The organism is Alkalibacillus haloalkaliphilus C5 (genome assembly GCF_000269905.1).
Classification (GTDB): Bacteria; Bacillota; Bacilli; order Bacillales; family Alkalibacillaceae; genus Alkalibacillus; species Alkalibacillus haloalkaliphilus_A.
Map to the genome: position 1 here is coordinate 1 of NZ_AKIF01000056.1, position 16433 is coordinate 16433.

Here is a 16433-nt window from a genome sequence, read left to right on the forward strand (position 1 = left end):
AAAGCTTGGCATTCAGAACAAGAAGATTCAGAACCTCCACACGCTGTTCCTGAGCATATACAAGTTCTGGAGAGTGATGTTTCATCAGAGAACACCACACTAACTGAACATGAAGCATTGAAAAGAGCAATAGATGCGACTGATTTGAATGACTTTAGCATACCAATTGTAAGGAAACTATTATATATAGAACAACGAAATGAGTGGGAAATTAAAGTTGAAGATGCTTACAATGACCACTACTCACTTTTAAGAGTTGAAGATACATCGGAGTTCAGTGTAGGTAGTTTCTCACCCACAGACACTATTGAAGATGACCAAATCCCAGAACCCAACATCGAAGACATTATAACTGAATTCGAAAATGCCTACGAACGTTTAGTTGAAAAAGATGATGAACAACGACTAGTCAATTTCAATACAGTTGAAGATATTCGCGATGACTTCTCTAACATGATGAGTGACGAGATTATTGATTACTATCTTGATACGTACGTTCAAGAAGAGGATGATGGACTTTATATCATTCCAACTGGTATGGAAGTGTTCATTGACCTTGAACAAGATTATGAAATCAATAAAGTATCAGATAATGAATATCACGTTATTCAAGAAGTTGATTACGAATTCACTGACCATATTGAGCTAACTTATATAATCGAATATCAAGATGAGAACTGGATTGTTCAAGGTGTTCTTCACAATCCAATTGATGAATAATCTTTATTTGCTGTCACTTTAAAAAGTGACAGCTTTTTTTCTATTTGTTAGCCTCTGAATTATGGTAATATATTAAATATATTTCGCATCCCTTAATAATATATGTACGACTACAATTAAAAAAATAAGAAAATTTTGTTTTCTTCTATGGTTTTTGAAAAATTCGCGATAAAATATAAAGCGTCTGATATGAAATACAAGTTAAAACAAACACTAATATATACCGTTACTGCTGGGGGCTACCAACGATGATTCATGTTTTAAAGAACTTGTTACCTTATCGTTTACATATGATTATTGCTTGGACATTAATGTTAATTGAACTAGGTGTTGAATTAATGCTTCCATTCATTTTAATGCGAATGGTCGACGAAGGCATTTTAGTCCAAGATTTAAACAACGTTGTCTTTTGGGGCTCCGTTATGATCGGACTTGCCCTTTTATCATTTGCAGCTGGAATTGGTAACTCCTTCTTCGCTGCGCACGTTACATTTAAATTTGGCTATGACGTTCGCGGAAAACTGTTTGATAAAGTTCAATCCTTTTCCTTTAAAAACTTAAATGAATATCCTACATCCTCTTTAATCACCCGTTTTACTAATGATGTTAGACAAATTCAAAACGGTGTGTTTATGGCATTAAGAATTATGTTACGTGCACCACTGCTCGTACTTGGTGGTGTCACGATGGCATTTATCGTTAACTGGCGAATTGCGTTAATCTTTTTGATCTCTGTTCCTATTTTACTTATATTCTTAACTTGGGTTTTGAAAAAAGGAAGCCAACTATTCGAGAGAGTGCAAGCTAGGCTCGACAACGTTAACAGCGTTATGCAAGAGAATTTAGCAGGTATTCGACTGATTAAAGCTTTTCTTCGACGCAATCATGAACAAAACCGTTTCGTTGGTGCGAATACAGGCTTAATGACTGAAATGAAAAAGTCGCTTCGTTTAATTGAAACGTCCATGCCCGTTTTATTACTCGTCATGAACTTAAGTTTGCTGTTCATCTTATGGTTCGGTTATGGTGAGATCAATAACAACAATGCTACTGAAGGTGAGATTGTCGCGATTATTAACTATGCACTCCGCGTGTCGATGGCCATTTCGATGTTTGGCTTTTTAACAATGGCTTTCGCGAGAGCTAAAGCTTCTGCAGAAAGACTTAAAAATGTTTTCACAGCTAATATCGATTTAGTTGAAGCTGAAGATGCGAATCCGTCGAAACAGATTACTAATGGAAAAGTTGAGTTTGACCACGTGAAATTTAGTTATCCTAATTTAAAAGAAAATGTAATATCAGATATTAGTTTTACTGCTCGCGCACAAGAACAAGTTGCTATAATCGGTGCGACCGGTTCAGGTAAATCATCACTCTTTCAATTAATCCCGAGATTATATGATGTTACAGAAGGCGCGGTTTACATTGATGGTAACGATGTTCGAACGTTAAAACTAGATCATTTAAGAAATGCAATCGGCTACGTCCCACAAGCACCCCTTCTATTTACAGGATCAGTTTATGACAATATTGCTTGGGGGAAAAATGGTGCAACAGAAGATGAAGTGATTCAAGCTGCTAAAAATGCTCAAATCCATAAAGCCATTGCTGATTTGCCAAATGGCTATAACACGAAGATCGGGCAAAAAGGTGTTAACTTATCTGGAGGTCAAAAACAACGTGTTTCCATCGCACGTGCGCTTGTCAGAAAGCCAAAAATTTTAATGCTTGATGATAGTACGAGTGCGTTGGACTTAAAAACTGAAGCTAAACTGCTAGAAGCTATCGCTCAATATGAATGTACGACTTTGATTGTAACTCAAAAAGTCACAACAGCTATGAACGCCGATCGCATCATGTTATTAGATGATGGTGAATTGCTAGATGAAGGTACGCACACCGAATTGATGAAGCGATCTAAAATGTATCGCAAAATTGTCGAGTCGCAATTTGGAAAGGAAGAAATCCATGAGCTTTAAAGACAAACTAAAAGAGCCTTTTCAATATGAAAAAATCGATTTAAATGAAGCCGAACAAGTCGATGAACATTCGAAGCCGAAAGTCCGTGACTGGAAAGGGACGGTTAAACGAATCTGGAAGTACTTATTAAGTGAAAATTGGCTGCTTCTATTTGTCATTGTGATGGTCGTCTTTAGCTCTGCCTTCTCGCTTTTAGGACCATATATGATTGGTATGGGTGTTGATGATTACATTGTGGAAAGGCAAACTGAAGGAATTGGGACTTTAATTATTACGTTATTACTCATTTACTTCGGTTACTCGTTGGCGATCTTTTTACAAAACTTTTTCATGATCGGTATCGCGCAAAATACAGTTTATCGTTTACGTTCACAACTGTTCAATAAACTTCATGAACTGCCGATTAAGTTTTTTGATAAGAGGCAGTTTGGTGAAATTATGAGCCGCGTAACGAACGACGTTGATAACATTAGTAATACATTGAACCAATCGGTTATTCAAATATTCCAAAGTATATTGACACTCGTCGGTACAGTTGCTGTCATGCTTTATTTAAGTCCGCTATTAACAGTCGTGACATTAACGATCGTTCCATTGATGGTCTTCGGAATGAAGTGGATCACGAAACGAACAGGTCCATTATTCAAAATCCAACAGCGAAGAATTGGTGAAATGAACGGTTATGTTGAAGAGACGATATCCGGACAACGGATCGTAAAAACATTCTCACAAGAAAACAGAGTGTCACGAGAATTTGAACAACGGAATGATGATGTGATGCGTGCTAGTTATTGGGCTGCAGTCTTTTCTGGCTTTATTCCGAAGTTGATGAACATGTTAAACTCATTCGGATTTGCGATTATCGCATTTGTCGGTAGTGTTTTTGCAATTAATGGTATGGTTACAGTCGGTACTATTGTCATCTTTACTGAATTAGCGCGTCAGTTTACCCGACCATTAAACGAATTGTCAAACCAGTTCAACCAGTTACTGACAGCAGTTGCTGGTGCTGAGCGTGTATTTGATATTATCGATGAAGATAGCGAGGAGTTAGATGAAGTCGATGCTATTGAGATCGGTGAACCTGATGGCAATGTAGAATTTCAAAATGTCGTTTTTTCATATGATGAAGACGAAGTTGTATTAAATGACGTATCATTCAAAGCTACTGCAGGTAGTACTGTTGCTTTCGTTGGCCACACAGGTGCTGGTAAAACAACGATTATTAATTTAATGTCACGCTTTTATAATTACGATGATGGTCAGATCTTGTTAGATGGCACGGATATAAAAGATATTAGACGTTCAAGTTTAAGACAACATATGGGCTTCGTGCTCCAAGATGCTTTTCTTTTTGAAGGAACGATTCGTGAAAACATTCGATACGGCAAATTAGACGCAACAGACGATGAAGTCATTGAGGCAGCTAAGAAGGCCAATGCACATTCATTTATTATGAAGTTCCCTAATCAATACGACACAGTGTTAGACCCTGACGGAAGTGGGATCAGTCAAGGACAGAAACAGTTGCTAACTATTGCACGTGTTATTTTATCTGATCCGAAAATTTTAATACTAGATGAAGCGACAAGCAGCATTGATACAGTTACGGAAATTAATATTCAAGAAGCTTTGCAACGTCTAATGGAAGGACGAACAAGCTTCGTCATTGCTCATAGACTTAATACGATTCAAAATGCCGATCAAATCATTATGCTAGAGCATGGTAAGATCATTGAAAAAGGTTCACATCAAGAGCTCGTTAAACATGGCGGGAAGTATTCTGATCTTTATCAAACGCAGTTGAAACAAAGAGCTTAATGGTGGTGTGGCAGTTATTTGGCGCTCGTGTTATGTTTTTTGGCGTTCATGAAAATTTATTGGCGTTCACGCTAACTTTATCAGCGCTCACTAACTTTTATCGGCGCTCACGACAACTTTATCAGCGTTCGCATAAAACCGTCCTCACAAGCCAAAATAATCTCAAGGAGGGATTGTGATGGCAACAGAATTTGTAGCAGTTCGCCACAACGAAGATGGTGACCTTACACATTTCAAAACCGCTGATGGTAACATTTTAAATTACGAGGAAGCTTTAGCTCTAGTCGAGCAAGGTGAAGTAGATGGTGTCACAATCGGAAAAGCACGAAATGGACGAACAACGATTCGCGGAGTTGCAGACGGTGACCCTAGTAACAATTTAGATCATCTCGAAACTTTTTAATACTGAAAAGAGAGCCTCAGTTCAAGGCTCTCTTTTTTCATAGGTAAAAATCTTGTCCAGTTTGATCTTCAACTTTCATTCTTTCAAGCCACTCAGGTTTAAACAGATCTTTCACCTCATTAATCGGGATACTCACTTCAGGGGTTCCTGCAACGCCTGCTAATACTTCATACTTATTAAACTTAAACATGATATTACCATCTTCAATATACATGTTTGTAAAATGATAATCCGTTTGTGATAACCAACGTTGTAATTCATCGTCTAAAATATATGCACTATATTGCTCTGAATCCTTCAACTTCTGTTCAATAATGGGAAATACAGTACTTTGAGCTTCATCTGGGTCGATAAATAACTCGGACCGGTTGATTAACTCACCTGCTTTTAAATCAACCATATAAACGTTCGCCTTCTGATTGACACTTGCCCCACCAGTAAACGTTTCTTCACTGAATATAACTGAGTACAATTCTTCTCCTGCAGGTTCAATTTCAACTTTTAAACTTAAGTTGCCTGGCGTGTCTGCATCTATACGCCCTAACTGTTCCACCTCATGAAAAAATTGATTCATTACTTGTTCAACATAATCACCGAAAAACTCATTTAATTCTTCAGAGTCAAACACCGGTGCTTGAACAAACAAACTATAATCTTCTGTTTCACGGGATACCGTTCGAATATTAATATTTGGATAACCGGATTCTTCAATTTCTCCTGTATCGTTAACCGTCTCTAATGCATGTGCTGTCGAGCTTTCACCAAAATCAGGTGCAAAAAATATTAAACCGACTAAATAACTTATTAGAAGGGAAACTAGAAAATAACGCAACGTCTTTTTTGAGCTCATGATCACATAACTCCTTGCTAAGCTTAGTTACTATTATTTAGCCCTATTAAAGACTAGATTATTCACAAAAAACACACCGACGAACAGTCGATGCGTTGTTAAATTTAAATTTATCAAAGCACCTTATCTAAAAAGCTCTGTGCCCTTTCTGAATCTGGCTTTTCAAAGAAAGATTTGGGTTCACTTTCTTCTACTATTTTGCCTTCGTCCATGAAAATAATACGGTCCGCAACTTCCTTCGCAAAACCCATCTCATGTGTTACAACAGCCATAGTCATGCCTGAGTGAGCTAAATCTTTAATAACATCAAGCACTTCTTTAACCATTTCGGGGTCTAATGCAGAAGTAGGTTCATCGAATAACATTAGATCTGGCTCCATCGCTAAAGCTCTTGCAATCGCTACACGTTGTTTCTGCCCACCCGATAGACTGTTTGGAAAAGCCTCCAGCTTCTCACTTAGACCAACCTTGGCTAATAACTGTTCTGCCTTCTGCTTAGCTTCGACTTTACTTTCTCCTTTTACAGTCATAGGTGCGTAAGTTAAGTTCTCCAACACATTCATGTGCGGAAATAAATGAAAGTGCTGAAATACCATGCCAATTTGTTGGCGAATATTTAAGATATTGATATTAGGGTTTGTTATATCTTCATCGTTAACAAGCACTTGCCCTGAAGTGGGCTGCTCTAATAAATTCAGGCAACGAAGAAATGTCGACTTACCAGAACCAGAAGGGCCAATAATCGTGACAACTTCCCCGCGTTCAATACTCGTGTTAATATCATGCAAAACTTCTGTTTCTCCAAAACTTTTATGCAACTTCTCTACATTAATCACTTGCTCTCATCCTCCGTTCTACATATTTCCCGATTAACGTTAAAACCATCACCATCGCATAATACAGTAATCCTACAAATAAGAGCGGTTCAAAGCTACGGTATATATCTGAAGACACGACTTGAGCACGACGCATTAAATCTAAATAACTAATAACAGAAACTAATGCTGACTCTTTTGTCAACGTAATAAACTCGTTCATTAATGCAGGCAATATATTTTTCATTGCTTGTGGCAAAATGATTTTGATCATCATCGGTCGATAAGGTATACCTAATGCTTCAGCCGCTTCACGCTGTCCTTTATCCACCGCTTGAATTCCTGCACGAATAATTTCTGACACATATGCCGAAGAATTCAAACCGAACGTTAAAATCGCTGATAAAAATGGCGATATATCATATCCCGTAAGCTGAGGAACTGCGTAATAAATTAATAATAACTGCAAAATAAGTGGTGTTCCTCTAAAAATCGATGTATAAAAATCCGCTAACCATTTCAATAATGTAAATCGGCTAATTTTTACTAAAGCAATTAAAGAACCTAATATAAAACCAAATATAATTGCAATAATGACAAACTGTAACGTGACCCATACTCCTTCTAACATAAAAGGAATATAAGGCACGATTTGGCTAAAATCCAAATTCATGCCTTATTCACTCCAATCCCTTTAAAATTTATTGTTCATCTAACTCCCATTTCTCTTCAAGTTCAGCAATTGTACCGTCCTCTAAAAACTGTTCAATGACAGCGCTAATGTCTTCTTGTAACTCACTATCTTTCGGAAATGCAATAGCCATTCCAGGAGAAGATTCAGTTGGATCTACAAACCCTGCCAACCCTTGTTCTTCAATATACCCTTCAGCCACTGTCGTATCTATATAACCGACATCAATTCGATTTGTTAATAAGTCTTGGATAATGTTTGTCGCTTCATCGACAGCATGAATTTCAAAGTCATAATCTGCTTGTAACGCTTGTGCACCCTCTTCTTGAATAGTTCCGAGTTGAACACCTACCGTCTTTCCTTCAATATCTTCAATACTAGTAATGTCTGAATCTTCTTGTGTTATAAACATTTCACCTGAGTGATGATAAGCTGGTGAAAAATCTACGTTTTCTTGTCTCTCTTCCGTTGCTGACATCCCAGCTAATACCATGTCAACACGATCAGATTGTAATGCACCAATCAATCCATCAAAATTCATATCGGAAATTTCTAACTCATAACCTAACTCTTCAGCAATTTTATGAGCTAAGTCAATATCAAAACCTACAAACTCACCATCTTCATTAAACGATTCAAATGGTGGAAAGTCTGCTGAAGTCCCCATTTCTAAGACCTGCTGCTCATCAGAACTAGTTTCTTCTCCACCAGCCTCTGTAGCACCCGTACCGCATGCTGATAACATAATTAATACTACTCCAATAATAAAAACAAATCCCCACTTTTTAATTTGCATACTCATTCTCCTTTTTTGTATATTTATACGATTAAATGTATATTAACACGGTTTTATTTAAATTTAAACAGTTATTTGTGTATAATTATAAATTTAGAATTTTCAAAATACTGAAAGGGTTTGCACCCCAGGCACAAAAAAAAGAAGCTGACAGGAGAGACTCCCATCAACTTCTTTTTTATATTATAGGGGGAATGTTCTTACATGTTGCCGTCGTCGCCGTTGTCACCATCATCACCAGCTGGATCTTCTACTGGATCTTCTTCTGGCATTGGATCTTCTTCAACGTCACCACCACAAGCTGCTATCACTAAAGTAGAAATCATTAGAATACTCATTAACCATTTTTTCATTTTCATACACTCCTTCTTAATTAATGTATCTTGATTGTACTAGTGTTATACCCTCGTATTCAATCGACATAAACTAACATTACAACATTGTAAGGTTTGATAAATTGTTGCAATTTTTTTAACCTAATTGTTACCTTTAGTAGTAATTTTAACCTAAAACGGACGATTTATACGAAAGAGTTGTAACCTTATCATGATGCTAAAATGAAAATTTATTCATTTTTATAGTTAAACAACTTTCGAAGGAGTATTCACCTTATTGCAACAAAGTTAAAGTACCCAATTTTTCACACTTCGATTTGCACATTGTAATGCTCTAGCCATTCGTTAATTTGCCATAAGTGAGCTAACAGTTGTGGACCGGTCATCAATTGACCATACCAAGGCTCTTTAAACTTTTCTCCTCGTGAATAAACTAATTTTTCGACTTTATTTTTATCCAGCAATTCAAATAATGGTGCATCGTGTGTACTCAGAACTTCTTCCATCATAGAAACAACTAATGATGTGTATTTCGGTTGAAACGTTTTAGGGTAAGGACTTTTCTTTCGATACAAAACTTCTTCTGGCAAATAACCTTCTAGCGCTTTTCGTAATAAACCTTTCTCATATCCTCCCGCTTGCTTCATCTCCCAAGGAACATTCCAGACATATTCGACTAAATGGTGGTCAGCAAAAGGAACTCTCACTTCAAGTGTTGCGCCCATACTCATACGGTCTTTTCGATCGAGCAATTGGGACATGAACCAATGCATATTTACATAAAACATTTCACGCCTTTTTTGCTCCTTTAAGTTTTCTCCTATGAGTAATGGCGTTTCAAGAACTGTTTGCTTATATCGTTCCATTGCATACTCTTGAATGTTAAGTCGACTTCTCCATTTTGGGTTTAGTAAATCTTCTCGAACTTGAAGCGATCTTATCCAAGGAAAGCCATCACCATCTTGTTCAAAGTCATCTTGAAACCATGGATAACCACCAAAAATCTCATCGGCACATTCACCTGATAAACTAACCGTCGTCTCTTTTTTCACTTGTTTACAGAACCATAATAAAGACGAATCCACATCAGCCATACCAGGTTGATCCCTCAAGAGTACCGCTTCTTTCAAATACCCCGCTAAATCTTCTTCACTAATCAATAAGTCTTCATGACTAGTCTTAAATTGATTGACGATTAACGATTTAAAATCAGCATCTGAATTCGGTTGAAATTTACTTTTTTCAAAATACTGATCATTCCCTTCGTAATCAATCGAAAACGTCGATAAAGGACCTTTATTATTTTCTTTATAGTAGTTAGCTGCAATTGCTGTAATAGCACTCGAATCAATACCACCTGACAAAAAGGTCGATAATGGTACGTCAGATACTAACTGCCTTTCAACCGCATCTTTAAATAAGAAGCGCACCTTGTCAACCGTCTCGTCAAAACTGTCAGTATGTTCTTTACTTGCCACATTCCAATAACGCCAAATTCTCAAGCCCTTCGTAGAACATGTTAAAGCATGCCCAGCCCTTAACTCATTAATCTGTTTAAATAAACCATGTCCAGGCGTTCGTGAAGGACCAAGCCCAAACACCTCTGAAAGACCTTCCCGATCTACTACAGGCTGTATGTTTGGGTGTTTAAGTAAAGCTTTTATTTCTGAAGCGAAGAACAATTGTCCATTAACTTCACTATAAAACATTGGCTTAACTCCAAGTCGATCACGTGCGACAAACAATTTCTCGTGCTGATCGTCCCAAATGGCAAAAGCAAATATACCGTTTAAACGATCTAAACAATCTTTGCCCCATTTCACATAAGACATAACCAACACTTCTGTATCACATGATGTGTTGAACTTAAATCCGTCTTTAACTAACTCCCGCCGTAATTCTTCTGTATTGTAGAGCTCACCATTATAAGCAATGGTATAAGAACAGTCTGCTTTTTTGACTGTCATTGGCTGTTTACCTTTTTCGGGGTCAATAACCGCAAGCCTTTTATGACCAAAAGCAACATGATCATTGATGAAATAACCTTGATCATCTGTCCCACGATGCGTTAATGTTTCTGTCATTTCCTTAAGTAATGGCAGTTGTGCCGCACCCGTTTGATTCCAATTTAACCATCCTGTTAGTCCACACATGATGAATCGTCCCCTCATATTTTTTACTATGTAGTCATCATATGTTGATTAAGCCCAATGGTTTCATAAACGTTGTCAAAAATAGTTAGACTGAACAGTTTATTTATTGGTATGATAAAAAATATAATCGACGAAAAGTAGGTTGTTTTATGGAGAACCGAACTAAAAAAGCACAGTTTGCCTCGATTGTAGGGATTGTGGCCAACTTAATATTGGCAGTCGTTAAAGGAATTGCTGGTGTGATTGGTAACAGTAAAGCACTAATTGCCGACGCCTTTCACTCTGCATCTGATGTCGTCAGTTCCATTGCGGTACTTGTCGGTATTCGAGCAGCTCAAAAACCACCAGACCCAGAACACCCTTACGGCCATGGTAAAGCTGAAAATATCGCAACACTGATCGTCTCAATTTTACTCGTAGTAGTCGGGGTTGAGATTTTACTTGATTCTATATCTACTTTGTTCTCTGATGAACAATCTGAAACAGGTATGATCGCTTTATATGCGATTATTTTCTCGTTAATCGTTAAAGAAGCTCTTTTTCAATACAAGAAACGACTCGGCGACAAAATAAATAGCCCAGCAATTATAGCTGATGCTTGGCACCACCGTTCAGATGCCATTTCATCGTTAATTGCATTGGCGGGTATAGGTGCAGCCATGATTGGAAGCCATTATGACCTACCATTTTACAGTACTTTGACCCAGTAGCAGGGGCATTTATCGCCATACTCGTCATGTGGATGGGCTTTAAAATTGGACGCGATGCGGTAAGTGTTACGTTAGAAACTGTTTTAGATGAAGGACGAACGAAAAAGTTCGAAATGACAACGATGAAAGTTAGTGGCGTTGAACGCTTAGACATGTTAAACGCAAGAACTCACGGCTCATACGTCATTATCGATGTGAAAATCAGTGTCGATCCAAACATTACAGTCGATGAAGGACACAGTATAGCTGCACGCGTAAAAGAAAAATTAATGGAAGACCACCACGAAGTGCAAGATGTCTATGTACACGTTAATCCTTATCATTAACGAGCGCTGATAAACCTAGTCTGAGCGCCGATAAATCTGTTCGAGTGCTGATAAATATGAAGCGAACGCCGATAAATTTTCACGAGCGCTGATAAATCTGGTCCGAACGCCGATAAACCTGACCTGGGCGCTGATAAATTTTGCTGAACGCTGATAAATCCGTCCAAGAGCCGATAAAACTAAATGCCAGATAAAAAAAGAAACTGCTCAAAGCCTATGAAGCTTTGAGCAGTTTTTCCATCCTATTATAAAGATTTACTCATCTCTTGCTTTCTTAACTCTACACGTCGAATTTTTCCTGATGTTGTCTTCGGTAACTCTTTTACAAATTCGATTTCCCTTGGGTATTTGTACGGCGCTGTTAAATCTTTAACATGGTCTTGTAACTCTTTTACGAAACCATCTCGCGTTTTATCAACATTTTCTTTTAACACGATGAAAGCTTTAACGACCGCACCACGTACTTCATCTGGACTTGCTACAACGGCACATTCTTGAACATCAGAATGTTTGACTAGAGCATCCTCTACTTCAAATGGTCCAATTGTATAACCTGAACTAACGATAATATCATCACTTCGACCTTCGAACCAGAAGTACCCGTCACCATCTTTACTTGCCTGATCACCTGTTAAGTAATATTCACCTCTGTAAGTCGCACTCGTCTTCTCAAGGTCTTTGTAATACTCTTTAAACAGAGCTGGTGTCGACTGATGGACAGCAATGTCTCCTACTTTACCTTCACCAACAGGTTGACCATCTTCATTAATAATCTCAACTCGGTTACCTGGTGTTGGTTTACCCATCGAACCAGGCCGCACTTTCATCCCTTTTGTAATACCGACTAATAATGTATTTTCTGTTTGGCCATACCCGTCTCTTACTGTTAGATCGAAATATTTTTCAAACGTATCAATTACTTCACGGTTTAACGGTTCACCAGCTGAAACGGCACTATGTAATTGACTTAAATCATATTGTTCTAACCCTTCAACTTTAGCCATTAGACGATACTCAGTCGGTGTACAACATAAAACATTAATACCATAAGTTTGAAGCAACTTTAAATACTTTGTAGGAGAAAACTTACCTTGATAAACAAAACCAGTAGCCCCTGAACCCAAAACAGATAAAAACGGACTCCATAACCATTTCGCCCACCCAGGACCAGCTGTTGCCCACACTAAATCTTTTTCATTAATTCCTAACCAATTTGACGCAGCTGTTGTTAAATGGGCATAGCCCCAGCCATGTGTATGTACAACACCTTTAGGGTTGCCAGTAGTACCAGAAGTATAAGATAAAAACGCCATATCATCGCGTTTCGTATCTGCTGTTTTAAATTGTGTTGGTGCATGCTCAACTAACTCATCTAAATGAGCCCAACCATCTTTTGCCTCGCCTAACACGAACTTTTTAAGCTCTGAAACTTTATTTACTTGCTCAAATTCATTAATATACGGATGATATGTAACAACCGCTTTCACATCACCATGTTGAATACGATACTCTAAGTCTTTAGCACGTAACATTTCTGAACTTGGAATAACAACTAGTCCTGCCTTAAGTAGCGCTACATAAACTTCATATGCTTGTATTATTCTTGGAATCATCACTAACACTTTATCGCCTTTTTCAAGGCCTTGGCTAACGAAAACATTCGCTAACTGATTAGCTCGATTAAACAATTGCTCATAGGTCACTTGGTCTGTACTACCGTCTTCATCTTCCCATACAATCGCTTTTCGATCAGGGTCTGTTAAATACTGTTCAAATTCACTTACAATATTATAGTTTTCGGGCGCAATGAGTTCTTCTCTTTTCAAAATTTACCCCTCCTATTGTTACGCTTACATCTGATTATATTAAAAATTCAAAATTTTTCAAACCTTATTTTTTACTATTTAACCTTAGATCCTTATCTCCACACTAAACTTTTGCTAATATAGAGTTATATAGAAAGGAGATGTTTTACCATGAAAAAAGTTTATTCAACAGATCAAGCACCTGCTGCAATTGGTCCATATTCACAAGCGGTAGAAGTGGACAACACACTGTATATCTCTGGCCAGATTCCACTTAACCCAGAAACGATGGAAGTTGTCGGGAACAGCATTGAAGAACAAACACACCAAGTTATGAAAAATGTTGGGGCCATTTTAAAAGAAGCAGGACTCGATTATACCAACCTAGTGAAAACAACAATTCTATTAGATTCAATGGATGATTTTGCGACAGTAAATGATATTTATGCAAGTTACTTAGAAGAACCATATCCAACACGTGCTGCTTTTGAAGTCAGCCGTTTACCAAAGGACGTTAAAGTTGAAGTTGAAGGAATCGCAAAACGCGTATAGAAAGAGCGTAACCGTGACTGGTTACGCTCCTTCTATACGAAACAAGTAGCTACAACTTACCAAAACTGATACCCTGGTGATCCTGGTGGTGCATCTTGAATTAAGTCAATAACAGGAATTGTATAAGCAATTAAGATTAGCAATATAGCAATCGCAATCCATACTTTCCAATTCTCCAATAGCTTCGGTAGCTGGTGCGTATCTTCAAATTCTTCTCCAATCGGAAACTCTTCGCTTCCCTTTGGCGCCCAAAATGCTAGATTGATCATTAATCCAATGAAAAGGAAGATCGAGAATAATAGTAAAGTTCCTCCGACAGACATGGCTACTTCATAACTTCCCCATGACGCCGCTGCTTCATGTCCGTTGTAACTTGTTATTTGTGTTCTTCTCGGATTACCTGATAAACCTGAGAAATGCATGGCAGCTGACATAATAAACATACCAACAGTCCATAGAACGATCTGATATTTTCCGAGATTGTTAATATGTTTCGTCAATACTCGGCCTTTTAAATGCGGAATTAACCAGTAACTAATACCGAAAAACGTTAAAATGACCGTTGCACCGATCGTAATATGGAAATGCCCTGTTACCCAAATCGTATTATGAACAACTTGGTTCATTTGGTGACTAGCATTAATAATGCCGCCCGCTCCAGCAGGAATGAAAAAGGCCATTCCGATAAACGGTGCTAAAAATCTTACATCACTCCATGGTAACTTCTTAAACCAACCTAAAAGCCCCGTCGCTCCTTTTTCCCTTCCGGCAATTTCAAATGAAGCAAACATCGCAAACGCTGTCATAAGTGACGGAATGATCACTGCAAAAGTTAAAACGACTTGAACATACTTCCATACTTCACTAATCCCTGGCTCGAGTAATTGATGGTGGAAACCAACCGGAATAGAAAATAGAATAAATAGTAGAAATGCTAACCTTGCTAGTGAATCACTAAATATTTTTCCACCTATAATTTTCGGTACAGTCACATACCATGCCATATAAGCAGGTAGTAACCAAAAATATACTAACGGATGGCCAAAAAACCAGAATAACGTTCGACTTAAAGCTACATTAATCGTCTCTGTCCAACCGAATGACCATGGAATATACTGCAATGTCACAGCTGTTACAACTCCAATTGTCGCAATCAACCAAAGGACCAATGTCGCAACTGCCATAAAGGTAAATAAAGGACTCTTTTCACCCTTATGTTCCTTTCGCCAGCTTCGGTATTGCGAAATAATAGCATAAGCTGCAAAATATGTTCCGATAATAATAAAAGCTAAACCTATATAGAAAAACGGAGAAGCTTGTAAAGGCGCATAAAACGTATACAACACTGTTGCTTTATTCATTAAAATTAGCGTAGTCGCCATAATCGTACCGATCAACATCAATACGAACCCTATCCATGCAGCCTTTCGGCGATGGCTTGCAAATTCACCAGTTGTTTTAACAACCCCTGCATACATAAAACCAAAAATGAAAAATGTCGTAAAAACAAGCGCCAACAAAACGCCGTGAGCGGTTAATACTTGGTAGTAGTTTAAATCAACAGGTAATGTCAGCTGTTCACTTCTAACTAACGTTTGAAGTAACCCGAAAAATCCACCTATTAATAAAGCCGCAAAAGCTGTATAAAAGTGATACATACTTAAACGTGCATCTAATGCGTTAACCATTTCAGTACACCTCCAGTTCAGCGCTCATAAAATGATGACCAGTGCCACAAAACTCGTTACATAAAATTAAATAATTGCCCTTTTCTTCAAATGTATAAGTCATCGAATTCACATGCCCAGGTGTAGCCATCATATTAACCGTCGTACCAGCGATTTCAAAACCATGCACAACATCGATTGTCGTAATTTGAAAATGTACGGTCGAACCTTCTGGAATTCTCACTTCATGAGGTGTAAAACCGTAAGACTCTAAAATCATAACAAGTTCATATTCATTCTCGCCTATTTTGTGTAAACCAGGATCATCAAACGGCTCTGTTTCATGAACTTTCTCTGGGTCCAGCTTTGTTAAATCACTTGGTGCTCCATGGTGACCATCAGAAGCAAAAGCTTGTATCCCGACAGTCGTTAAAAATGCCACTAATGTTACAAATCCAATTGCAATCCAAACTTTCTCTAGCTTATGAATATGCATGTTGCATCTCCCCTTCTTTATGTTTTGTCCTACATAAACCCAAAAAAGATTGACACCCAAGCCATGACAATAAATAAGCCTACTAATAATACAGACACAAACGTACCAAATAACTTAGGTTCCTTACTGTGATTGCTCATCATGTAGCCCCCTTATTGATTTTTTCTACTTCAATTTTATATGTAACCGCTCTCAAATTTTGTGATTTAAATCACAAATACCACATTAAAGATTGACGATATTGTGAATTAATTCACAACCTAAACAAAAAATAAAACCACGCGTTTACAACGTGGTCATTAGTCGAAATAAT

The 16433-nt window shown here is 37.8% G+C and carries 15 protein-coding genes and 1 pseudogene; 6 read left to right on the plus strand and 10 right to left on the minus strand.

What is annotated here, in order from left to right; all coding sequences use genetic code 11:
• From A194_RS17820 to A194_RS0107705, 4 genes are all read left to right on the plus strand, one after another.
• Nucleotides 1–720: hypothetical protein (locus A194_RS17820; RefSeq protein WP_040402524.1), on the plus strand; the 720-nt coding region annotated here is incomplete at its 5' end.
• Nucleotides 721–968: 248 nt separating this feature from the next.
• Entirely contained in the window at nt 969–2699 is a 1731-nt protein-coding gene (locus tag A194_RS0107695; RefSeq protein WP_017186276.1) for an ABC transporter ATP-binding protein, read from the plus strand.
• Nucleotides 2689–4521, plus strand: a complete 1833-nt coding sequence (locus tag A194_RS0107700) for an ABC transporter ATP-binding protein (protein ID WP_017186277.1) — start codon at nt 2689–2691, stop codon at nt 4519–4521. Before A194_RS0107695 ends, A194_RS0107700 begins: the two co-directional genes overlap by 11 nt.
• A gap of 178 nt (nt 4522–4699) precedes the next feature.
• On the plus strand, nt 4700–4924 hold the full coding sequence (locus A194_RS0107705; RefSeq protein WP_017186278.1) for a DUF3892 domain-containing protein: 225 nt from the start codon (nt 4700–4702) through the stop codon (nt 4922–4924).
• A 37-nt stretch (nt 4925–4961) separates the two neighbouring features.
• Here the strand turns inward: A194_RS0107705 and A194_RS0107710 are convergent, their stop codons facing one another.
• From A194_RS0107710 to asnB, 6 genes are all read right to left on the minus strand, one after another.
• Nucleotides 4962–5774 (minus strand): RsiV family protein, encoded by an 813-nt coding sequence (locus tag A194_RS0107710; RefSeq protein ID WP_017186279.1) that lies wholly within the window; start codon nt 5772–5774, stop codon nt 4962–4964.
• A 113-nt stretch (nt 5775–5887) separates the two neighbouring features.
• Nucleotides 5888–6610, minus strand: coding sequence for an amino acid ABC transporter ATP-binding protein (locus tag A194_RS0107715; protein ID WP_017186280.1), 723 nt, complete (start codon nt 6608–6610; stop codon nt 5888–5890).
• Nucleotides 6603–7262, minus strand: coding sequence for an amino acid ABC transporter permease (locus A194_RS0107720; RefSeq protein WP_017186281.1), 660 nt, complete (start codon nt 7260–7262; stop codon nt 6603–6605). Before A194_RS0107720 ends, A194_RS0107715 begins: the two co-directional genes overlap by 8 nt.
• A 28-nt stretch (nt 7263–7290) precedes the next feature.
• Nucleotides 7291–8076, minus strand: coding sequence for an ABC transporter substrate-binding protein (locus tag A194_RS0107725; RefSeq protein WP_017186282.1), 786 nt, complete (start codon nt 8074–8076; stop codon nt 7291–7293).
• A 200-nt stretch (nt 8077–8276) separates the two neighbouring features.
• Complete coding sequence (locus A194_RS20250) at nt 8277–8429, minus strand: hypothetical protein (protein WP_017186283.1); 153 nt, start codon at nt 8427–8429, stop codon at nt 8277–8279.
• Nucleotides 8430–8716: 287 nt separating this feature from the next.
• Entirely contained in the window at nt 8717–10564 is a 1848-nt protein-coding gene (gene asnB, locus A194_RS0107735; protein WP_017186284.1) for an asparagine synthase (glutamine-hydrolyzing), read from the minus strand.
• 149 nt (nt 10565–10713) lie between these two features.
• On the opposite strand from asnB, the pseudogene A194_RS17825 reads away from it, so the two are divergent.
• Nucleotides 10714–11600, plus strand: a pseudogene (locus A194_RS17825) (cation diffusion facilitator family transporter).
• Between the two features lie 245 nt (nt 11601–11845).
• On the opposite strand, the gene mbcS reads toward A194_RS17825, so the two are convergent.
• Nucleotides 11846–13426 (minus strand): acyl-CoA synthetase MbcS, encoded by a 1581-nt coding sequence (mbcS, locus tag A194_RS0107745; protein WP_017186285.1) that lies wholly within the window; start codon nt 13424–13426, stop codon nt 11846–11848.
• A 150-nt stretch (nt 13427–13576) separates the two neighbouring features.
• On the opposite strand from mbcS, the gene A194_RS0107750 reads away from it, so the two are divergent.
• Nucleotides 13577–13957, plus strand: coding sequence for a RidA family protein (locus A194_RS0107750; RefSeq protein WP_017186286.1), 381 nt, complete (start codon nt 13577–13579; stop codon nt 13955–13957).
• 56 nt (nt 13958–14013) lie between these two features.
• Here the strand turns inward: A194_RS0107750 and A194_RS0107755 are convergent, their stop codons facing one another.
• Genes A194_RS0107755 through A194_RS20050 form a run of 3 tightly spaced genes read right to left on the minus strand, consistent with a single transcriptional unit; the run spans nt 14014 to nt 16260 of the window.
• Nucleotides 14014–15645: a b(o/a)3-type cytochrome-c oxidase subunit 1 gene (locus tag A194_RS0107755; protein WP_017186287.1), complete on the minus strand. Its 1632-nt coding sequence runs from the start codon at nt 15643–15645 to the stop codon at nt 14014–14016.
• Between the two features lies 1 nt (nt 15646).
• Entirely contained in the window at nt 15647–16120 is a 474-nt protein-coding gene (locus tag A194_RS0107760; RefSeq protein ID WP_017186288.1) for a cytochrome c oxidase subunit II, read from the minus strand.
• Between the two features lie 29 nt (nt 16121–16149).
• On the minus strand, nt 16150–16260 hold the full coding sequence (locus A194_RS20050; protein WP_017186289.1) for a hypothetical protein: 111 nt from the start codon (nt 16258–16260) through the stop codon (nt 16150–16152).
• Nucleotides 16261–16433 lie beyond the last annotated feature (173 nt).